Genomic DNA, 17,164 nt, shown 5'->3' on the forward strand with positions numbered 1-17,164 from the left:
TGACAACTATGAAAAAGAATATCGCCTATTGCTTTCTAACAAGCTTGATTTTTGTATTACCGGCCTGCCAGAGTCCGGAGACGCGTGCCGTAAACCAAAATACGACTGAAGATACCACATTCCAAAGTGATGCTGCCGGTTCAGCCTCTAAGGAGCTCAGCAGTTCCCCTGAACCTGGAGGTAATCGACCAAACGATAATAACATTTCCCAGCACACCAAAGTGTCTGACGACGATAAAATCTTTATGGATGGCGCCAAAGCATCTGGCTTGTTGGAGATCACTATGGCTAAACAGGCACTGCAGGTAAGTACCAATCCTAAAATCAAAGCCTTCGCAGAAATGATGATCAAGGATCATACACAGATGGATAAAGAAGCCGAAGCACTTGCAACAGAAAGCCAGATAATTCTCAAAGGTGATTTTAGCAAAGAGCAACGTGAAGAGCTGGATATGATGAAAGGCCTTAAAGGTGCGCAGTTCGACAAACACTATAAGGACATGATGATCAATAGTCACAATAAAGCGGTGCAACTATTCAAGTTTGGCGCAAATACCAGGGAAGAGAAGGTGAAACAATTTGCAGAGAAATCACTAGCCGTGATTCAAAGCCATTATGAGGCTGCACAGAAATTGTAACTGTGCTTAAATGCAACTACAAATAAGCCCCGATCAATGATCAGGGCTTATTTTTTGTATCAACTTTCCGGCGAAATGTTCGATACATTTCATGATGATCACCTCTTTACCGCCGGTAAATTCTATGCGGTCCGCAAATTCAAACTGATCGGAAATACAATGGATAAACATCGTCCCCACGGGCTTCTCTTCAGACTCGCTGCCGCCTGGGCAGGTTAATCCTGTAATGGCGACGTGAATAGATGCAGGCATGAGCGCCCTTAAACCTTTTGCCGCAGCTTCGGTAACTTCTGCCGATTCCGGACTGAACTGCTCCACCAGTTCATCATCTACCTTCAACAGATCTTCCTTTACACCGGCATCGTAACAAACTATTCCACCCTTTAAAATCTTCCCTGCTTCGTCCGTGAGCCCGAATTCGGCAGCCATACGGCCAACTGTTGCACTTTCGGCGAAGGCAATATTAAGCTCCTGCGCAGCTAACAACTTTGCACATTCTTCAACTACTTTTGCTGGCATAAACGCTCCTTATATTTTCGTGGGGTCAAAAGCACCCTCAGCAGAGTCATTATTCATCGCATCCTGATCCTGATCGAACTCTTCACGCATTTCCTTGATGCTTTTATTGGAATCGATATTACCGGATCTTTTATCATCCCGGCCTTCCATCTGCTCATCATGATCATCACCAGATTCCGCGAAACCGGGATCTACACTTGGATTTTCAAAATCAGTGTCGTTGTTCAATTTTACAGACTCCTCATCCGGCGTACCGCCGTTCTGATTTTTTAAATTTTCGTTCTCCATGTCCATCTTATTTGTTTAACTTATAAACAGCAAAGCTGATACTTAGTTTGGGACCGTATTTAAAAACATATTCGCAGGTATTAATACTTTGGTACATAGATTGTTCTGAAACTGAAACATCCTATAAATTAAAACCTATGAAAAATTTAGACATCAATTTACAGATCTGTGACCACAAGAATGCGCTTCAGGCGTTTGCCCTAAAATACACTCAAGATATTGATGATGCCAATGATTTGGTCCAGGATACATTGCTAAAAGCTTTCCGGTATTCAGGACTTTTTAAACAAGGAACTAATTTACGTGGATGGTTGTTTACCATCTTAAAGAACACCTACATCAACGAATACAGAAGGATCAAAAGAAAAGAAAACGTGATCGTCCAGACAGAGGAGATCAGTAATCAAAATCTCTCCAATAATGCTGAATCAAACACCTGCAACAGCAAGTTTGTAACAGACGACATCAACAAAATTCTCTCTAAACTACAACCAGAATACTACACCCCCTTCGTAAAATACTTTGAAGGCTACAAATACCAGGAAATCGCTGAAATGCTCGAAATTCCAATCGGTACAGTAAAAACCCGGATACACCTGGCTAGACAAATCCTGAAATCCAGATTGAAAGTTTACGCCGAAAACATGCATGAAATCGTTGATTAATCCAGCGTAAATGCCAGAGGGTCCCTCCATCATTATTCTTAAAGAAATTGTAGACGCACTGGAACTTAAAGGGCAGTATGTAAAAGGCGTAAGCGGCAATACTAAGATTGATAGCGAACGCATGTTAAACCAGCAGATTTTAGATTTTAAAAGCTGGGGTAAACAGTTTTTGATCTGCTTTGATGGTTTTAGCCTTCGTGTACACTTTCTACTCTTTGGCACTTATCTGATCAACGAGCGTAAAGATCGGGAACCAAGGCTGCGCCTGAACTTTGATCAGGATGAAATAAATCTCTATGGCTGTTCTGTTCAATACCTGGAAGGCGACGTCAACCTGCATTATGACTGGTCTGCAGATGTGATGTCGCCCTCCTGGAACGCTGCCGCAGCCCTGCTGAAGCTTCATGCCAAGCCTAAATTGATGGCATGCGATGCCTTACTTGATCAGGATATTTTCGCTGGTGTGGGCAACATCATCAAGAATGAGGTATTGTTCCGCATTAAGGTCCATCCGGCAAGTGTTATTGGCGCTTTACCGGAAACAAAACTCAAGGCCTTGATCAAGGAAGCAAAAACTTATAGCTTCGAGTTTCTGGAATGGAAAAAGGAATATACACTGAAAGCACATTGGCTTGCACATACGAAAAAGATATGTCCACGATGCCAGATCCCCTTTCATAAAGCATATTTAGGCAAAACAAACCGCCGCTCCTACTTTTGCACGAATTGTCAAAAGCTATACCTCATATAACACTTGCTCATCGGTAAAATAGGTTTTCCTGGCGCCGTTCTTCTTAATTTCAATCTTGTGCCCTGTTGGGCTTTCTGGATTTTTCGACTGGTGAATAACCATAAAATCGCGCAGTTCACCAGAAATGATGTCGGGCTGTTCTGCAAGTATTTTATCAATGGCTTGTTCTAGCACCTCCTTTATAGATGCTATCAATTTTCGGAGCGTTTTATCTGGCAATGCAGCGCTGACGGAGAAGGGCGATATCCGGGCATGCCAGAGAATTTCATCCGCATAGGCGTTTCCAATGCCCCTAATGGCATCCTGGTCTAACAGGACATTCTTGATGATTGCCTTTTTACCAGATAACAGCGTTTTTAAATAGGCAACATCAAGCCTATCTGATAGCGCATCGGGCACGTTTGATGGTTCAGGGTTTAAGGTCGGACGTGCTTGTTTCTGAAAATCGGACAATACCAGCTTTTCTTTACTATCCAGCAGGAGTTCGAAAACACTAAATTTCGGCTGCTCCTCTGCTTGCACAACATGTAATTCACCGTGCAACATGAGGTGTAAACCTAAAAGTACATCGTTCGAAAACCTAAGGCGCAACTGCTTACCTTCCCGGAACACGGCCTTGATATGCTGTCCTTTCAGCACCTGCTCCAGCTCGGCAGCTGTTACATTCGACTTCTTAGAAGTTAAAATTACGCCGCTAACCTTTTTCCCAGCAAGGCGCCGTTGAAGGTTTTGGCTAAAAGCCTGCAGGTCCGGTAGCTCTGGCATATGATATTGTTTTGATGATGAATTTGAATAATTAGAATAACTTAGCTCCAAATTACAAGAATCCGATGAAGAAAATAGTACCGGTAAAATCTAAAAGTGATTTAACATCCTTTATAGATTTTCCTCATGATCTATATGCACATGATCCAAACTATGTACCCGAATTGTTTATCGCACAGCGGGATCTGCTAACAACCCACCCTTTCCATAAACATTCTTCGCTACAATGTTTCCTCTTGTTCGACGGAAACAAGATTATCGGCCGCATCGCTGCTATCCATAACACTGCTCACAATGAATTTAACGGAACCAACGACGGATTTTTTGGTTTCTTCGATTGTATAAATGATCAGGAGACAGCCAATCTCCTATTAGATCAGGCGAAAAGCTGGTTGCTGGAAAAAGGACTCTCGACAATCGTGGGTCCGGTAAATTTCTCGACCAATGAGTCCTGCGGGTTATTAATTGAAGGCTTTGACTCTCCTCCTGTGGTCATGATGCCCTATAACGCCCCGTATTATGCGACCTTATTGGAGAACTGGCAGTTGGCAAAGAAGGTGGATCTGCTTGCCTGGAAATGGAACGGCGAAAACTATGACGACCGTTCGGTTAAGTTGATGGACAGACTTGAAGAACGGCTTCTGCGCAATGACATTGTGATCCGCAAGATCAACATGAAAAAATTCAAAGAGGAAGCAGAAGCGCTACGTGAGGTTTATAACAAGGCCTGGGACAAAAACCTTGGCTTTGTGCCGCTAAATGATGAGGAATACGATTACCAGGCTAAAGATCTGAAGATGATCCTTGACCCGGATTTCTGTTTCATTGCGGAGCAACATGGCAAGGTTATCGGTTTTGGCGCAGCCATCCCGGATCTAAATGAAATCTTGATAAAAATTAAGAGAGGTCGCCTGCTGCCCACCGGTATCTTCAAACTACTATTGGGCAAAAAGAAGATTAAAGGCATCCGCATTTTGCTGTTGGGCGTGGTTGATGGCTACCGCAAAATGGGTATCGAAGCTTGTATCTATGGTTCTATTATCAAATCGTACCGTAAGAAAGGTCTGGAATATGCAGAGGCAGGCTGGACACTGGAACACAATGATCTGGTAAATAACGCCATTATCGCAATCAAGGGTACACCGTACAAACGTTACCGCATCTACGAGAAATCCATTCCGTAAAGCTTACTGCTGTAAATACGAGAGGGCCAATTGCTTAAACAATTGGCCCTCTTTTTTTCTGTTCCCTGCTTTGGATCAACCGCAGATGAGCCGCACATCAAGCCCAGATCAACCGCACATCAGCCGCACACGGTAGGTGTGTTCGTTCTGCGTTTCATCTGGGTCTTAACTGAAGCTGATCACCGTACGTATTGGATCCACTTACAGGCTTTCCTAACTTTTTACGTTACTTTCTTCGTCAGATTGTCTCGGTGCAATTCCAGCCTCTGGATCAAGTGTGAAAGAAGGCTCAGCAGAATCCATAGCTTGTTCCAGGAGTTCAGATTCTGGCATCTGGATGCCGTCGTTATCTTCATCATCTTCCTTAAGCTGGTTTAAGACGAACTCGTCACTTAAACCATTGGAATGTACGTCCTGCTGACTTGATTGTTCATCAAAGTCCTGTCCCATGCTGTCGTCTAATGGTAATTTATTTTCTGGAGTGTCCATAGCTTTTCAATTTTAGTTTCTCTTGTATAACAACCCGGTTCTAGGGTTGTTTGGATAGTCAGGAAACTTAGTCGGGAGATTAGAAATACCGTTCGAAGCTCAAGCCATAACTAAGCAACAGGTTTTCACGATTGTTGCGGTTCACACGGTTGTAATCTACCTGCGCATTTAAATTTAGCCACTTGTTAAATTTCAAACCAAGGCGGTTCGTGGTTTTGATGTTGAAGTCATTCTTATTGGAAAGGGAATTCTGGATAAAGTTAGAGCCGTTAAAAACGATCTTTCCTTTGATCACAAAGTTGTAGTTGAAACGAAATGAGTTGCGTAGTGTTTCATATTTATCTGCAGTGCCATCTTCCAAAACAAGGTCGCTATGATCAACCAGAACACCGTCACTCAGGTTCAGGTAGGCATTCTCTTTGTCAATAATACTATAGGCGATCCCCACACCAGCAAGCCATTGCTGATTGATCTTAAGCGAAAAGCTCTTATTGAAATTCGCTAGTCCCCAGTAGTTAAAGTGCGGGAAGGTCTTGTAAAGGTTTATGTCAAATGCAGAGGATAAATCATCATTGGTAAGCTGTCCGTTCTGCTTACCAAAGACGTAGGCGTTGTTAAAATTCATGGACACACTCTTTTTCTTCATGCCAAGTTTAACGGCATTGTTGAGCAGATGTGCCGTTCCATCATCCGTTTTATTGATCGATCCGGTAAAAGCATAGCCAAAAAAGTAATGTGTGCTATCTGAATATTGCGCAAAGGCGTTTATACTGAGGAATAGAGAGAAACACAAGATTAGTAGGCTTCGGGTCATAGTTGTTCGTAAAATCTAAAAACAAGTCCTCCTGCAAAAGGTTTTCAAACGAATGCCTCATTGGCTGGCTAAGCTTATTTTGTTAACTTTGTTAGAACCAAATTATATAAACAAGTATGGAAACGATCATGATCTTTTATTTTAAAATATGAATGTTTAAGATCATGATCGTATCATCAGGAAAATGAAATATGAACAAGATGAAAGAAGTTGTTATCGTATCTGCAGTTAGAACACCAATAGGCGCTTTTGGTGGTAGCTTAGCAGGATTCTCCGCCACTCAGCTGGGTGGTTTCGCCATAAAGGGAGCCATTGAACGTGCCGGCATCAAGCCGGAGGACGTTCAGGAAGTGTATATGGGAAATGTGTTGTCCGCAAATCTTGGACAAGCTCCGGCAACGCAAGCCGCTAAAAATGCGGGTTTACATGATCTGCCAGCCACGACCGTCAATAAAGTTTGTGCTTCTGGAACAAAGGCAATTATGCTTGCTGCACAAAGTATTGCTTTAGGTGAACAGAACATTATTGTTGCCGGTGGGATGGAAAGCATGAGTAATGTACCGTTCTACCTGGATAAAGCCCGGACGGGGTACCGCCTGGGTCATGGTACCTTAACCGATGGGTTGGTAAAAGATGGACTTTGGGATGTTTATAACGATTATCATATGGGTTCGGCGGCAGAACTTTGCGCCAGCACTTGTGAAATTACCAGGGAACAACAGGACGCCTATGCCATAGCTTCGTACCAGCGTGCGCAGGCAGCAAATGAATCCGGCAAGTTCAAGACCGAGATTGTTGCTATTGAGAGCAAGGATCGCAAAGGCAACATTAGCGTAATAGATCAGGACGAAGAACCATCAACGGTGAAGTTTGATAAAATCCCAGGTTTAAAGCCGGTATTTGCAAAAGAAGGTACCGTAACGGCAGCGAACGCTTCGACCTTAAATGATGGGGCCGCCGCCTTGGTGTTGATGAGCATGGAAAAGGCCCTGGAGCTTGGACTTAAGCCGTTGGCGAAAATCATCAGCTATGCTGATGCACAACAGGCTCCGGAATGGTTCACCACTGCCCCTTCCAAAGCGATTCCGCTGGCACTGAAAAGAGGAAACATCGACATCAAGGATGTTGATTATTTCGAGATCAACGAGGCTTTCTCCGTTGTGGCAATTGCTAACAATCAGGCCTTGGAACTTGATGGTGAGAAGGTAAACATCAATGGCGGTGCAGTGGCATTAGGGCACCCGCTTGGCGCGTCCGGCGCCCGTATTGTGGTTACTTTGGTTAATGTACTTCATCAGAATGATGGTAAAATCGGCGTTGCGGGTATCTGTAATGGTGGTGGTGGTGCAAGTGCAATTGTTATCGAGAAACTAAATTAAAATCTAATGCGAAAGGCTTTAAGAGCTTTTATCATAATGGGTTATCTTTGCTGCGCTGGGTTTCAAGGCCGGGCGCAGCAAAATACACCCCATACGTTATCTCAACTTCAGGATAGCTTAAGCAGGATCAGCGAAGACATTACAAACGCGACAGAAAACACTGCGCGGTTTGAGCAAAATGCCAGGTTCATAAAAACACTTGTACAAGCCCTCAGGCTGCCAGGTTCGTTCGACTTCCCATTCGATTCTTTGCGCATGATCTCTGCGGTGAAGTCCCCGGACGGCGCTTTTAAACTTTACACCTGGTTTGTACCGACCAATGAAGGCGGCTTCAGGTATTTCGGTACCATTCAGATGCCATCAAAGAATATACTACAGCTATTTCCCTTAATAGACCATACAGAGAATTTACCGGATAGCAATGCTGTAGCTGAGCCGAAGACATGGTTCGGCAGTCGATATTATGAGATTGTGCCTGTGCAAAATGGAAAAGAAACCTATTATGCCCTACTCGGCTGGAAGGGTAACAGCCCAAAAACAACCAGCAAAGTGATTGAGATCTTGTCTTTTAAAAATGGCACACCAGTATTTGGCAAACCTGTGTTCGAGCAGGCGGGAAAGCTAAGTGCCAGGAACCGCTTGATTTTCACCTACAACAAGATGAACTCCATGACACTTAGGTTCGATAAGAAAGTGAATATGATCGTTCTTGATCATCTGGCGCCTTATGATCCGGCAATGGAAGGGAATTTTGAATACTACGCGTCAGACTCTAGCTTTGATGGTTATGCGATCAGTAAGGGCCGCCTGAAACTGCTGGAAAACATCGAGCTGAACAATGATCCCGATGATCAGGATGCCTTGTATATCGATCCTTCCCGTAAGGATATTCCAGCCAAAAAGAAGTTTTAAATAGCCCCTTGCAGCACATACAGCCACGTTGGGCCAACGATTTAATATTTGCGACTTTGACAATGTCTGATTAACTTGCCCAACTTTGATAATTTAGTTTTCTACGTCTAACATATTATTTACTTATAAACACACAATGGAAGAAATTCTACAACCTGAACACCACACAGGCACCAAAAAGGGACACCCGAAGGGCTTGTATGTGCTATTTACGACAGAGATGTGGGAGCGTTTCAATTTCTATGGAATGCGTGCCCTACTTACACTGTTCTTGGTTAACGCACTCGCGTTTTCAGATAAAGACTCCTCAATTATTTACGGTGGTTTCTTAGGCCTCTGTTATCTGACGCCAATGTTGGGCGGATTTGTAGCAGACAGGTTCCTGGGTAACCGGAATTGTATTATGCTGGGTGGTCTGGTAATGGGTATCGGACAGTTGTTGCTTTTCATGAGCGGATCGACTTACGACACCAATCTTGAACTTGCCAAAAACATGATGTGGATCGCACTGGGTACGATCATTCTAGGAAATGGTTTCTTCAAACCGAATATCTCCTCTATGGTGGGGCAATTATACCATAAAGGCGATAACAGGTTGGACTCCGCCTTTACGATCTTTTATATGGGTATCAACGTTGGTGCCTTTCTGGGCATGTCAATTTGCCCGTTCTTAGGCGACGTTAAAGTTGGTGAGGTCCGTGTGGTAGAAGCTTTTAGGTGGGGATTCCTTGCTGCAGGTCTGGCCATGTTCCTGGGAACACTGTTGTTCTTCATGCTTAAAAACAAGTATGTCGTAGACCCTAACGGTAAGCCTGTAGGTGCTAAACCAGATTTCAGCAAGAATGCTGCAGGTGAAGAGGTTGAAAAAGCGAATTTCACTAAACCAGCGATGCTGGGCTGTGTCATTTTGATGGTGGTACTTTATTTTTCTTTCCACTATTTATCGATTGACCCTAACCCGATAAAAAGCTGGGTATACCCATTCATCTATGCTGCTGCAATCAGTCTTGCCGTATTGATTCTTACTGATAAGTCTATAACGAAGGTAGAACGCGACAGGATTATTGTAATGTACATCATCGCCTTCTTTGTGATCTTCTTCTGGTCCGCCTTTGAGCAAGCGGGATCTTCGCTAACCTTCGTGGCGGATAAGCAGACCGATCTAAACTTCCTCGGCTTCCAACTACCTCCAAGTTTTGTACAAAACGCAAACTCGATCTTTATCGTTGTTTTCGCACTTCCTTTCAGCTGGTTATGGCTTAAACTTCAGGCCAGGAACCTGGAGCCAATTTCCCCGGTAAAACAAGCGATCGGTTTATTCCTTCTAGCCGTTGGTTATTACATCATTGCGGTGCAGATCGCAAAAATTGGTGACACTGGTAAACTTGCCGTACACTGGTTATTTATCATGTACCTTTTCCATACCCTTGGGGAATTATGCCTTTCTCCTATCGGCTTATCACTGGTGGCGAAACTGGCACCAAAACGTTTCTCCTCATTGTTAATGGGTGTATGGTTTATTGGTAATGCAGCAGGTTATGCACTTGCAGGTACTTTGGGTGCATTGATTCCACCAACAGGTGACAAATACGAATTTGCCGCTTCAAAAGGTATCGACCTGAAAGGTATTCTGGATGGTAACGTAACCGCCACTGCCGAACAAATTGCGATCATGACCAATGAGAAAATCGACCTGGTATACCCTACTTTTGTTGGATTTACCATCCACAACCTATATGAGTTCTTTATGGTGTTTGTTACCCTATCGGGCGTTGCAGCATTGGTATTGTTCCTGATTTCAGGTTTCCTTAAAAAAATGATGCATGGCGTGAGATAATATGGCTCGCCTCTAAATACAAACCCGTAGTAAGTTTTTACTACGGGTTTTTTAATTTTTAATCAATAGTTTTGCAGGACACATTTAAACCACCAATGCCCCGCGTGAGAGACAGCTTAGTAATTATTCCTACTTATAATGAAAAAGAGAATATTGAGAAAATTATAAGGAAGGTAATTGAACTGAATTCCGGATTTGAAATTCTAATTATTGATGATGGCTCACCAGACGGCACTGCAGCCATTGTGCAAAGCCTTCAAGCGGAGTTCCCTGGCTTATTGCACTTAGAGCAGCGAATTGGTAAGTTGGGTCTTGGCACCGCCTATATTCACGGATTTAAATGGGCATTGAGCCGGCAATACGAGTACATCTTTGAGATGGACGCGGACTTTTCCCACAATCCACTTGATTTGATTCGCCTTAAAGAAGCCTGCGTAAATGGTGCCGATGTTGCAATTGGCTCCCGTTATGTGAAAGGTGTCAATGTAGTGAACTGGCCGATGAGCCGGGTGCTGATGTCCTATTTCGCCTCCATGTATGTAAGACTGATTACCAGGATTGACATCCAGGATGCAACTGCAGGATTTAAATGCTACCGCAGAGTTGTGCTGGAAACCATCCCAATGGACAAGATCAAGTTTGTGGGCTATGCATTTCAGATTGAAATGAAGTTCACCGCCATTCAGTATGGCTTTAAAGTAGTTGAGGTGCCTATTATTTTTACCGACCGTACCGAAGGTGTATCCAAAATGAGCACCAGGATTTTCAGGGAGGCGTTCTTAGGGGTAATACAAATGAAAGTTAACAGCTGGTTCAGGAATTATAAGCGTTAAAATTTAGCCTCTACACCCAAACCAAACAAAGCGAAATCATACTTCACCGGATCCTCAGGATCAAACTCCCGTAATTTGGCCGTAAGTTCTACCGCAGTTAACCAATCCGTCTGTTTTCGAGATATCAGCCCCAAAATTCTGGCTACCCGGTCAACATGTACATCACAAGGACATACTAGCGCAGCGGGCCTTATTTTGCGCCAGAGGCCAAAGTCTACGCCACAGTTGTCACGCCTAACCATCCAGCGAAGAAACATGTTCAGCCGCTTACAGGTAGATTTCTGCATTGGCGAAGAAATGTGTTTCCTGGTACGATGCGGGAAGTCCGGCAAACTGAAGAAATAGGAACGGAAATGGTTCAACACCTGTTCCCCATCGAAAGAGCCGCTTCGTGCTTTTGGATTTGGTAAAAAGGCATCTTCAAGGGAGTCGGATTGACTATAATGGAACTTAAAGAATTCGACGAAATAAAGCAGGTCCGTATCATTGAAGGTACGGTGTTTAAATCCGAGCAAACGCTTAAGGTCGGCATCTTCATGCTGAAGCATAAATTGATATGGCGCGTTATCCATTCTGTTAAACAGCTCATTACATTTATTGATGATCGTTTCGCGCTGACCCCAAGCCAAAATTGCCGCAAAAAATGCGGCAATTTCGATGTCTTGCTTAACATGGTATTGATGTGGGATGCAAATCGGGTCATTGGCGATAAAGCCAGGCTGATTGTACTCCCGCACCTTTAGATCCAAAAAGGTTTGTAATTCTAAAAACTCCAAAGTATTTAGCTAAGTGCCTGATCAAGGTCAGCAAGCAAATCTTCGATATCTTCTACACCTACACTTAAGCGTAAAAGGTTATCTGTAACACCAACTTTCTCCCGTTCTTCCTTTGGTATAGAACCGTGGGTCATGCTGGTAGGGTGATTCACCAGTGACTCCACGCCACCGAGTGATTCTGCCAATGCAAAGACTTTAAACCTGGATGCGATACGGAACGTTTCCTGGAGGTCGGCATCTTTGATGGTAATGGAAACCATACCGCCGAAATCACGCATTTGTTTCTTTGCGACATCATGGTTAGGATGATCTTCAAAACCCGGCCAGTAGATCTTGTCGATCTTAGGATGGTGTTTCAGGTAAGCCGCTATACGGGCGCCATTTTCGCAATGCGCCTTCATGCGAAGGTGTAAGGTTTTAATACCACGAAGTACCAGGAAGGCGTCCTGTGGACCTGGTGTAGCACCGCAGGCATTGTAAATGAACCAGAGATTTTTGTAAAGCTCATCATCATTCACCAGCAATGCGCCCATCACTACATCGGAGTGACCGCCGATATACTTCGTTACAGAGTGCATAACGATGTCGGCACCCAGATCCATTGGATTCTGCAAGTAAGGTGAAGCAAATGTATTGTCTACCGTTAAGAGGATATTGTTTGCCTTGGTGATGTTTGCAATACCTTCAATATCAACGATCTGCATCGTTGGGTTGGTCGGGGTTTCAATCCAAACCAGCTTTGTCTTGTCGTTGATGTAAGGCTGGATATTTTCAGGCTTGGAAAGATCAAGGAAATGAAACTTAATACCATACTTCATATAGATCTTGGTGAAAATCCGGTATGAACCACCATACAGGTCATTACCGGTAATTACTTCATCGCCTGGCTGGAGCAATTTCATCACAGCGTCTGTGGCACCCATACCGCTGGAGAAAGCAAGTCCGTATTTGGCATTTTCAAGTGCAGCAAGGCAGGCCTCTAGCGCCTGGCGTGTTGGATTGGTCCCTCTGGAGTATTCAAACCCTTTATGGTCTCCAGGTGCTCGCTGTGCGTAGGTAGATGTTTGGTAAATTGGCGTCATCACCGCACCGGTTGTTGGATCAGGTTCCTGACCAGCATGAATGGCTTTAGTGGCAAATTTCATATTTTCTTTCATCACATGATTTAATTTATAGATGCAAGTATTGTTCTAGTATGCTCTTGCAAACAGCACACGCTGGCTAGAGGTTTTGCCGGAATAGATGCAAACGCCATCTTCCTGCTTGTTATTTAACGGGATACATCTGATTGTAGCCTTAGTTTCTTCTTTTATTTTTTGTTCCGTCTCCGGCGTTCCATCCCAGTGCGCTGCAATAAACCCTGCTTTGCCATCTAGCAATTCCTTAAATTCTTCATAAGAATTTGCTTCTGTGATGTGTTCGTTACGGAAGGTTTCGGCTTTGTTATAGATATTCTCTTGAATTTCGTTAAGGAGTTGTGCGATGTAGATCTCCAACCCTTCCTGCGTTACCGTTTGTTTTTCTCTGGTATCCCGTCTCGCAATTTCTACCGTTTGGTTTTCCATATCACGAGCACCAATAGCTACACGAACTGGCACACCTTTTAACTCATATTCAGCGAACTTGAAGCCTGGTCGTTGCGTATCGCGGTCATCGTACTTAACAGAAATACCCATTGCTTTTAGCTTTGGCATCAGCTTATCCACGAAGTTGGAAATGTTTTTAAGATCTTCATCACTCTTGTAGATAGGAACGATAACCACCTGAATAGGTGCAAGTTTTGGTGGAAGCACCAAACCAGCATCATCGCTGTGTGCCATGATCAATGCTCCAATTAAGCGCGTTGATACCCCCCAGGAAGAAGCCCATACATGATCGATCTTTCCTTCTTTATTGGTGAATTTAACGTCGAATGCTTTAGCGAAATTCTGTCCAAGGAAGTGTGATGTTCCAGCCTGCAATGCTTTACCATCCTGCATCAATGCTTCAATGCAGTAAGTGTCCAAAGCACCTGCAAAACGTTCGTTTGCTGTCTTTTTACCACGTACAACCGGAAGTGCCATCCAGTTTTCGGCGAAATCAGCATAGACATCCAACATACGCTCGGTTTCTTCTACTGCCTCCTGAGAAGTTGCATGTGCCGTATGGCCTTCCTGCCACAGGAATTCGGTTGTTCTAAGGAACAGGCGCGTTCTCATCTCCCATCGAACGACATTGGCCCACTGGTTAACCAATAGTGGCAAGTCGCGGTAGGATTGGATCCAACCTTTGAAGGTGTTCCATATAATGGTTTCAGAGGTCGGCCGAACGATTAATTCTTCTTCCAGTTTGGCAGTTTCATCTACGACAATATTGCCATTTCCGTCATTCTTGAGACGATAATGTGTCACAACAGCACATTCAGTCGCAAAGCCTTCAACGTGAGCAGCTTCTTTGGAGAAAAATGACTTAGGAATGAATAATGGAAAATAAGCGTTGCTGTGTCCAGTATCTTTGAATTTCTGGTCTAAAACCGCCTGCATTTTCTCCCAAATGGAATAGCCATAGGGTTTTATAACCATACAGCCTTTAACAGATGAATGCTCAGCCAGATCAGCTTTTATAACAATGTCGTTATACCACTGAGAATAATCTTCATTTTTGCTTGTAATACCTTTGCTCATAGCTGCTTGGAACGTTTTTTGTGTTTGATGACTTGTAATAATAGCTACAAATCTATAAATTTATAGCTATTAACGATTCAATATTCAACACACACAAACAATCAGATATATGAAACCAATCTATTTATTCAGCGGTCTGCTCGCGTGGACTTCCTTGGTTGTCACATCCTGTTCGACTCCCAAGATGGCGCAGAGCGTAGACATTCAGGATGATGTTTACAATTCGACCACCACTGCGGTAGCCTATGAACGGCCTGCGCCCTCTGCAGCTGCAAGGTATCAGGATTCGATTTCTAGCAACGAATATGGCAGCAGTGACCCGAACTATGATATGGATTACTATTCCCGTATAAACAGGTTTTACTATGGCGGTCCTTTCCGCTCGTATTATGACCCATACTTCGATCCATATTTTGACGGCTTTTACGGCGCCGGTCTTTATTCACCATTTTATTCTGGGTTTTCTTTCGGCCTTGGCCTAAACTATGGCTGGGGTAATTACTGGGGTCCATATTCCTATGGCGGCTTGTATTCACCTTTCTGGGGATATCGTGTATGGCCATATGGCGGTTACATGGGCGGCGGCTATTATGGAGGCGGATTCTTAGGCGGTGGTTACTATGGCGGTGGATACCTTGTTGGCAATGGTAATGTGACCAGAGGTGGCCGACCAAGCAGAGGTCGTGAAAACGGCATTGACTATAACAACGGCTCAACCAGGATAAACAATGGTATGGGTTCCAGAGGCACCAGAAGTTCAGGTGGTGGTGTGGTTCTTGGCGGAAGAAGTGACCGTCCGGCAACTTACAACCCGAACCGTGGCGCTACTTTGAGCACCAGACCAGGCGGATCAGGTGCTGCAGTGGGTAGACCAGCAAGAACAACCAGTGGCAGAGAAGGTAATCAAAGACCTACCAGAACAGAGAGTTATACCCCGGATAGATCCAGCAGACCAACCTACACCCCAGCACCAAGCAGCGGCGGCTCAAGATCAAGCGGTAGCATGGGCGGCGGTGGCGGCGGTGCCAGCAGACCAACAAGAGGTGGAGGACGAGGCTAATTAACGTAAACTCATAAATGAAGAAATTTTTATCGACGCTGATACTAGCTACAGTAGCTGGCACAGGAACATTATATGCACAATACGCCGAGGATGCCTTGAGATTTTCTCAGGGCAACTATGGCAGCTCATCAAGATTTAAAGGTTTAGGCGGTGCTCAGATTGGATTAGGAGGAGACATGAGTTCTCTTGGGGGTAACCCGGCAGGATTAGGTATGTTTACCAGATCTGAATTCAGCATCACACCGGAATTTAATAACACTGGCGCTAAATCGAATTATCTTGGTCAAACTACAAACGAATCAAAAAGTCAGCTGAACCTTAATCAGGCTGGTGCAGTATTCTTTAGCCCGATCCGGAAACGTCAGGGTGCGGCACTCGACAAAGGTGCGCTGAGTATTGTCTGGGGTATTGGTTACAACAGAAACAATGACTTCAGTTCAAACTATAGGTATGAGGGTCAGAATAACAACAACTCTATCGCTGATTATTATTCAGAGTTGGCGAATGGTGCTGGCGTTGTTCAGGAAGATTTCCAATCGGGTTCATTGGAAGCTATGGCTTACGATAACTACCTGATCGATGCCATTGCTGGTAATGCGACGCAATATCAGCCAGCAACCAGTCAGGAGAACTTTCAGCGGAATTATGACAATAGAACAGGTTCGACCTCGGAGTTGAATATCGCTGCAGGTTTAAACATCTCCAATCAGCTTTACTTAGGTGCTTCGATCGGCCTGGTTAATGTACGTTATGACAGGAACTTCGAATACCTGGAATCAGGACAGAACATATCGACTGACCCAAATAACAAAGAAGTTGGAAAAGACTACCTTTTATCTTACCGAATAAATCAGGTTACTGATGGATCTGGTGTAAACGGCCGTTTGGGTTTAATTTTCAAGCCTACAAATCAATTGAGGATCGGTGCCACTTTCCAAACGCCAACCTGGTTGCATATTCAGGATAACTTCTCTGAAGTGCTCAACACAGATTATACTGGCAATGGAACATCAACTCGTTACACCAATAATCCGACAAACTATCCTGCGGAATATAACCTGAGGACGCCTTACAAAGGTTCATTGGGTGCAAGTTTAGTTCTGGGCAATAACGCTTTGATCTCGGCAGACATCGATTACGTTGATTATGCCAGCATGAAGTTTAGTAACTCAGACAACTATGCGAGCAATATGATGATTGCAGATAACAACGCTGAGGTTCAATCTACTTATACTAATGCGATTAACTATCGTGTAGGTGGAGAATATAAGTTAGGTCAACTTGCTTTGAGAGCTGGTTTCGGCTTAAACGGATCTCCATATAAGAATGATGACGACAATTTTTATGACACCAAATTCTATAGCGGAGGTTTAGGTTACCGTTATCATAACTATTATTTCGACGTGGCTTACCAACGTGTAGAGACCAACAATATATTTAGTCCTTACACACTTGCGAATGATAACCCAGTTGGTCCAGCACCAACCGCAGACGTAAAGCTTGCGAAGAATAATGTATTTTTGACCTTTGGAGTTCGGTTTTAGACTTACGAATGTTATTTATACAAAAAAGGTCCTGTGCAAATGCA

The 17,164-nt window shown here is 43.9% G+C and carries 18 protein-coding genes; 10 read left to right on the top strand and 8 right to left on the bottom strand.

The window, feature by feature from the left end; genetic code table 11:
* Positions 1-8 precede the first annotated feature (8 nt).
* Positions 9-638: a DUF4142 domain-containing protein gene (locus tag ACTHQF_RS08645; RefSeq protein ID WP_440429714.1), complete on the top strand. Its 630-nt coding sequence runs from the start codon at positions 9-11 to the stop codon at positions 636-638.
* A 33-nt stretch (positions 639-671) separates the two neighbouring features.
* Here the strand turns inward: ACTHQF_RS08645 and ACTHQF_RS08650 are convergent, their stop codons facing one another.
* Both ACTHQF_RS08650 and ACTHQF_RS08655 read right to left on the bottom strand, forming a co-directional pair.
* A complete protein-coding gene (locus ACTHQF_RS08650; RefSeq protein WP_440429715.1) occupies positions 672-1,157 on the bottom strand; it encodes a CinA family protein in 486 nt (161 codons plus the stop codon).
* A gap of 9 nt (positions 1,158-1,166) precedes the next feature.
* Positions 1,167-1,445, bottom strand: coding sequence for a hypothetical protein (locus tag ACTHQF_RS08655; protein WP_440429716.1), 279 nt, complete (start codon positions 1,443-1,445; stop codon positions 1,167-1,169).
* A gap of 137 nt (positions 1,446-1,582) precedes the next feature.
* Between ACTHQF_RS08655 and ACTHQF_RS08660 the strand changes: the two genes are divergently transcribed.
* Both ACTHQF_RS08660 and ACTHQF_RS08665 read left to right on the top strand, forming a co-directional pair.
* Positions 1,583-2,110, top strand: a complete 528-nt coding sequence (locus tag ACTHQF_RS08660) for a sigma-70 family RNA polymerase sigma factor (RefSeq protein ID WP_440429717.1) — start codon at positions 1,583-1,585, stop codon at positions 2,108-2,110.
* Between the two features lie 10 nt (positions 2,111-2,120).
* Positions 2,121-2,861: an endonuclease gene (locus ACTHQF_RS08665; RefSeq protein ID WP_440429718.1), complete on the top strand. Its 741-nt coding sequence runs from the start codon at positions 2,121-2,123 to the stop codon at positions 2,859-2,861.
* Here ACTHQF_RS08665 and ACTHQF_RS08670 read toward each other — a convergent pair.
* Positions 2,847-3,626, bottom strand: coding sequence for a DNA-formamidopyrimidine glycosylase family protein (locus ACTHQF_RS08670; RefSeq protein ID WP_440429719.1), 780 nt, complete (start codon positions 3,624-3,626; stop codon positions 2,847-2,849). The genes ACTHQF_RS08665 and ACTHQF_RS08670 overlap by 15 nt on opposite strands.
* Before the next feature lie 65 nt (positions 3,627-3,691).
* On the opposite strand from ACTHQF_RS08670, the gene ACTHQF_RS08675 reads away from it, so the two are divergent.
* Entirely contained in the window at positions 3,692-4,810 is a 1,119-nt protein-coding gene (locus tag ACTHQF_RS08675; protein ID WP_440429720.1) for a hypothetical protein, read from the top strand.
* Positions 4,811-5,023: 213 nt separating this feature from the next.
* Here ACTHQF_RS08675 and ACTHQF_RS08680 read toward each other — a convergent pair whose 3' ends face one another.
* Positions 5,024-5,299: a hypothetical protein gene (locus ACTHQF_RS08680; RefSeq protein WP_440429721.1), complete on the bottom strand. Its 276-nt coding sequence runs from the start codon at positions 5,297-5,299 to the stop codon at positions 5,024-5,026.
* A gap of 79 nt (positions 5,300-5,378) precedes the next feature.
* Complete coding sequence (locus ACTHQF_RS08685; protein ID WP_440429722.1) at positions 5,379-6,113, bottom strand: DUF481 domain-containing protein; 735 nt, start codon at positions 6,111-6,113, stop codon at positions 5,379-5,381.
* A 200-nt stretch (positions 6,114-6,313) separates the two neighbouring features.
* On the opposite strand from ACTHQF_RS08685, the gene ACTHQF_RS08690 reads away from it, so the two are divergent.
* The 4 genes from ACTHQF_RS08690 (at position 6,314) to ACTHQF_RS08705 (ending at position 11,074) form a co-directional block, all read left to right on the top strand.
* Positions 6,314-7,492, top strand: coding sequence for an acetyl-CoA C-acyltransferase (locus ACTHQF_RS08690; RefSeq protein WP_440430181.1), 1,179 nt, complete (start codon positions 6,314-6,316; stop codon positions 7,490-7,492).
* A 6-nt stretch (positions 7,493-7,498) separates the two neighbouring features.
* Positions 7,499-8,404, top strand: a complete 906-nt coding sequence (locus tag ACTHQF_RS08695) for a hypothetical protein (protein ID WP_440429723.1) — start codon at positions 7,499-7,501, stop codon at positions 8,402-8,404.
* Positions 8,405-8,540: 136 nt separating this feature from the next.
* Complete coding sequence (locus tag ACTHQF_RS08700) at positions 8,541-10,241, top strand: peptide MFS transporter (protein ID WP_440429724.1); 1,701 nt, start codon at positions 8,541-8,543, stop codon at positions 10,239-10,241.
* A gap of 104 nt (positions 10,242-10,345) precedes the next feature.
* On the top strand, positions 10,346-11,074 hold the full coding sequence (locus ACTHQF_RS08705; RefSeq protein WP_440429726.1) for a polyprenol monophosphomannose synthase: 729 nt from the start codon (positions 10,346-10,348) through the stop codon (positions 11,072-11,074).
* On the opposite strand, the gene ACTHQF_RS08710 is transcribed toward ACTHQF_RS08705, so the two are convergent.
* Genes ACTHQF_RS08710 through proS form a run of 3 tightly spaced genes read right to left on the bottom strand, consistent with a single transcriptional unit; the run spans position 11,071 to position 14,513 of the window.
* Positions 11,071-11,850, bottom strand: coding sequence for a TIGR02757 family protein (locus ACTHQF_RS08710; protein WP_440429728.1), 780 nt, complete (start codon positions 11,848-11,850; stop codon positions 11,071-11,073). The two genes, ACTHQF_RS08705 and ACTHQF_RS08710, sit on opposite strands and share 4 nt — an antisense overlap.
* A gap of 5 nt (positions 11,851-11,855) precedes the next feature.
* Positions 11,856-12,995 (bottom strand): cystathionine gamma-synthase, encoded by a 1,140-nt coding sequence (locus ACTHQF_RS08715; protein ID WP_440430182.1) that lies wholly within the window; start codon positions 12,993-12,995, stop codon positions 11,856-11,858.
* A 45-nt stretch (positions 12,996-13,040) separates the two neighbouring features.
* Positions 13,041-14,513 (bottom strand): proline--tRNA ligase, encoded by a 1,473-nt coding sequence (gene proS, locus ACTHQF_RS08720; protein ID WP_440429729.1) that lies wholly within the window; start codon positions 14,511-14,513, stop codon positions 13,041-13,043.
* Between the two features lie 109 nt (positions 14,514-14,622).
* Between proS and ACTHQF_RS08725 the strand changes: the two genes are divergently transcribed.
* A complete protein-coding gene (locus ACTHQF_RS08725) occupies positions 14,623-15,573 on the top strand; it encodes a hypothetical protein (protein ID WP_440429731.1) in 951 nt (316 codons plus the stop codon).
* 17 nt (positions 15,574-15,590) lie between these two features.
* A complete protein-coding gene (locus ACTHQF_RS08730; RefSeq protein WP_440429732.1) occupies positions 15,591-17,120 on the top strand; it encodes an OmpP1/FadL family transporter in 1,530 nt (509 codons plus the stop codon).
* The last annotated feature ends 44 nt before the right edge of the window (positions 17,121-17,164 follow it).

This window comes from Pedobacter sp. SAFR-022 (assembly GCF_051965375.1).
In the GTDB taxonomy this organism is placed as follows: domain Bacteria; phylum Bacteroidota; class Bacteroidia; order Sphingobacteriales; family Sphingobacteriaceae; genus Pedobacter.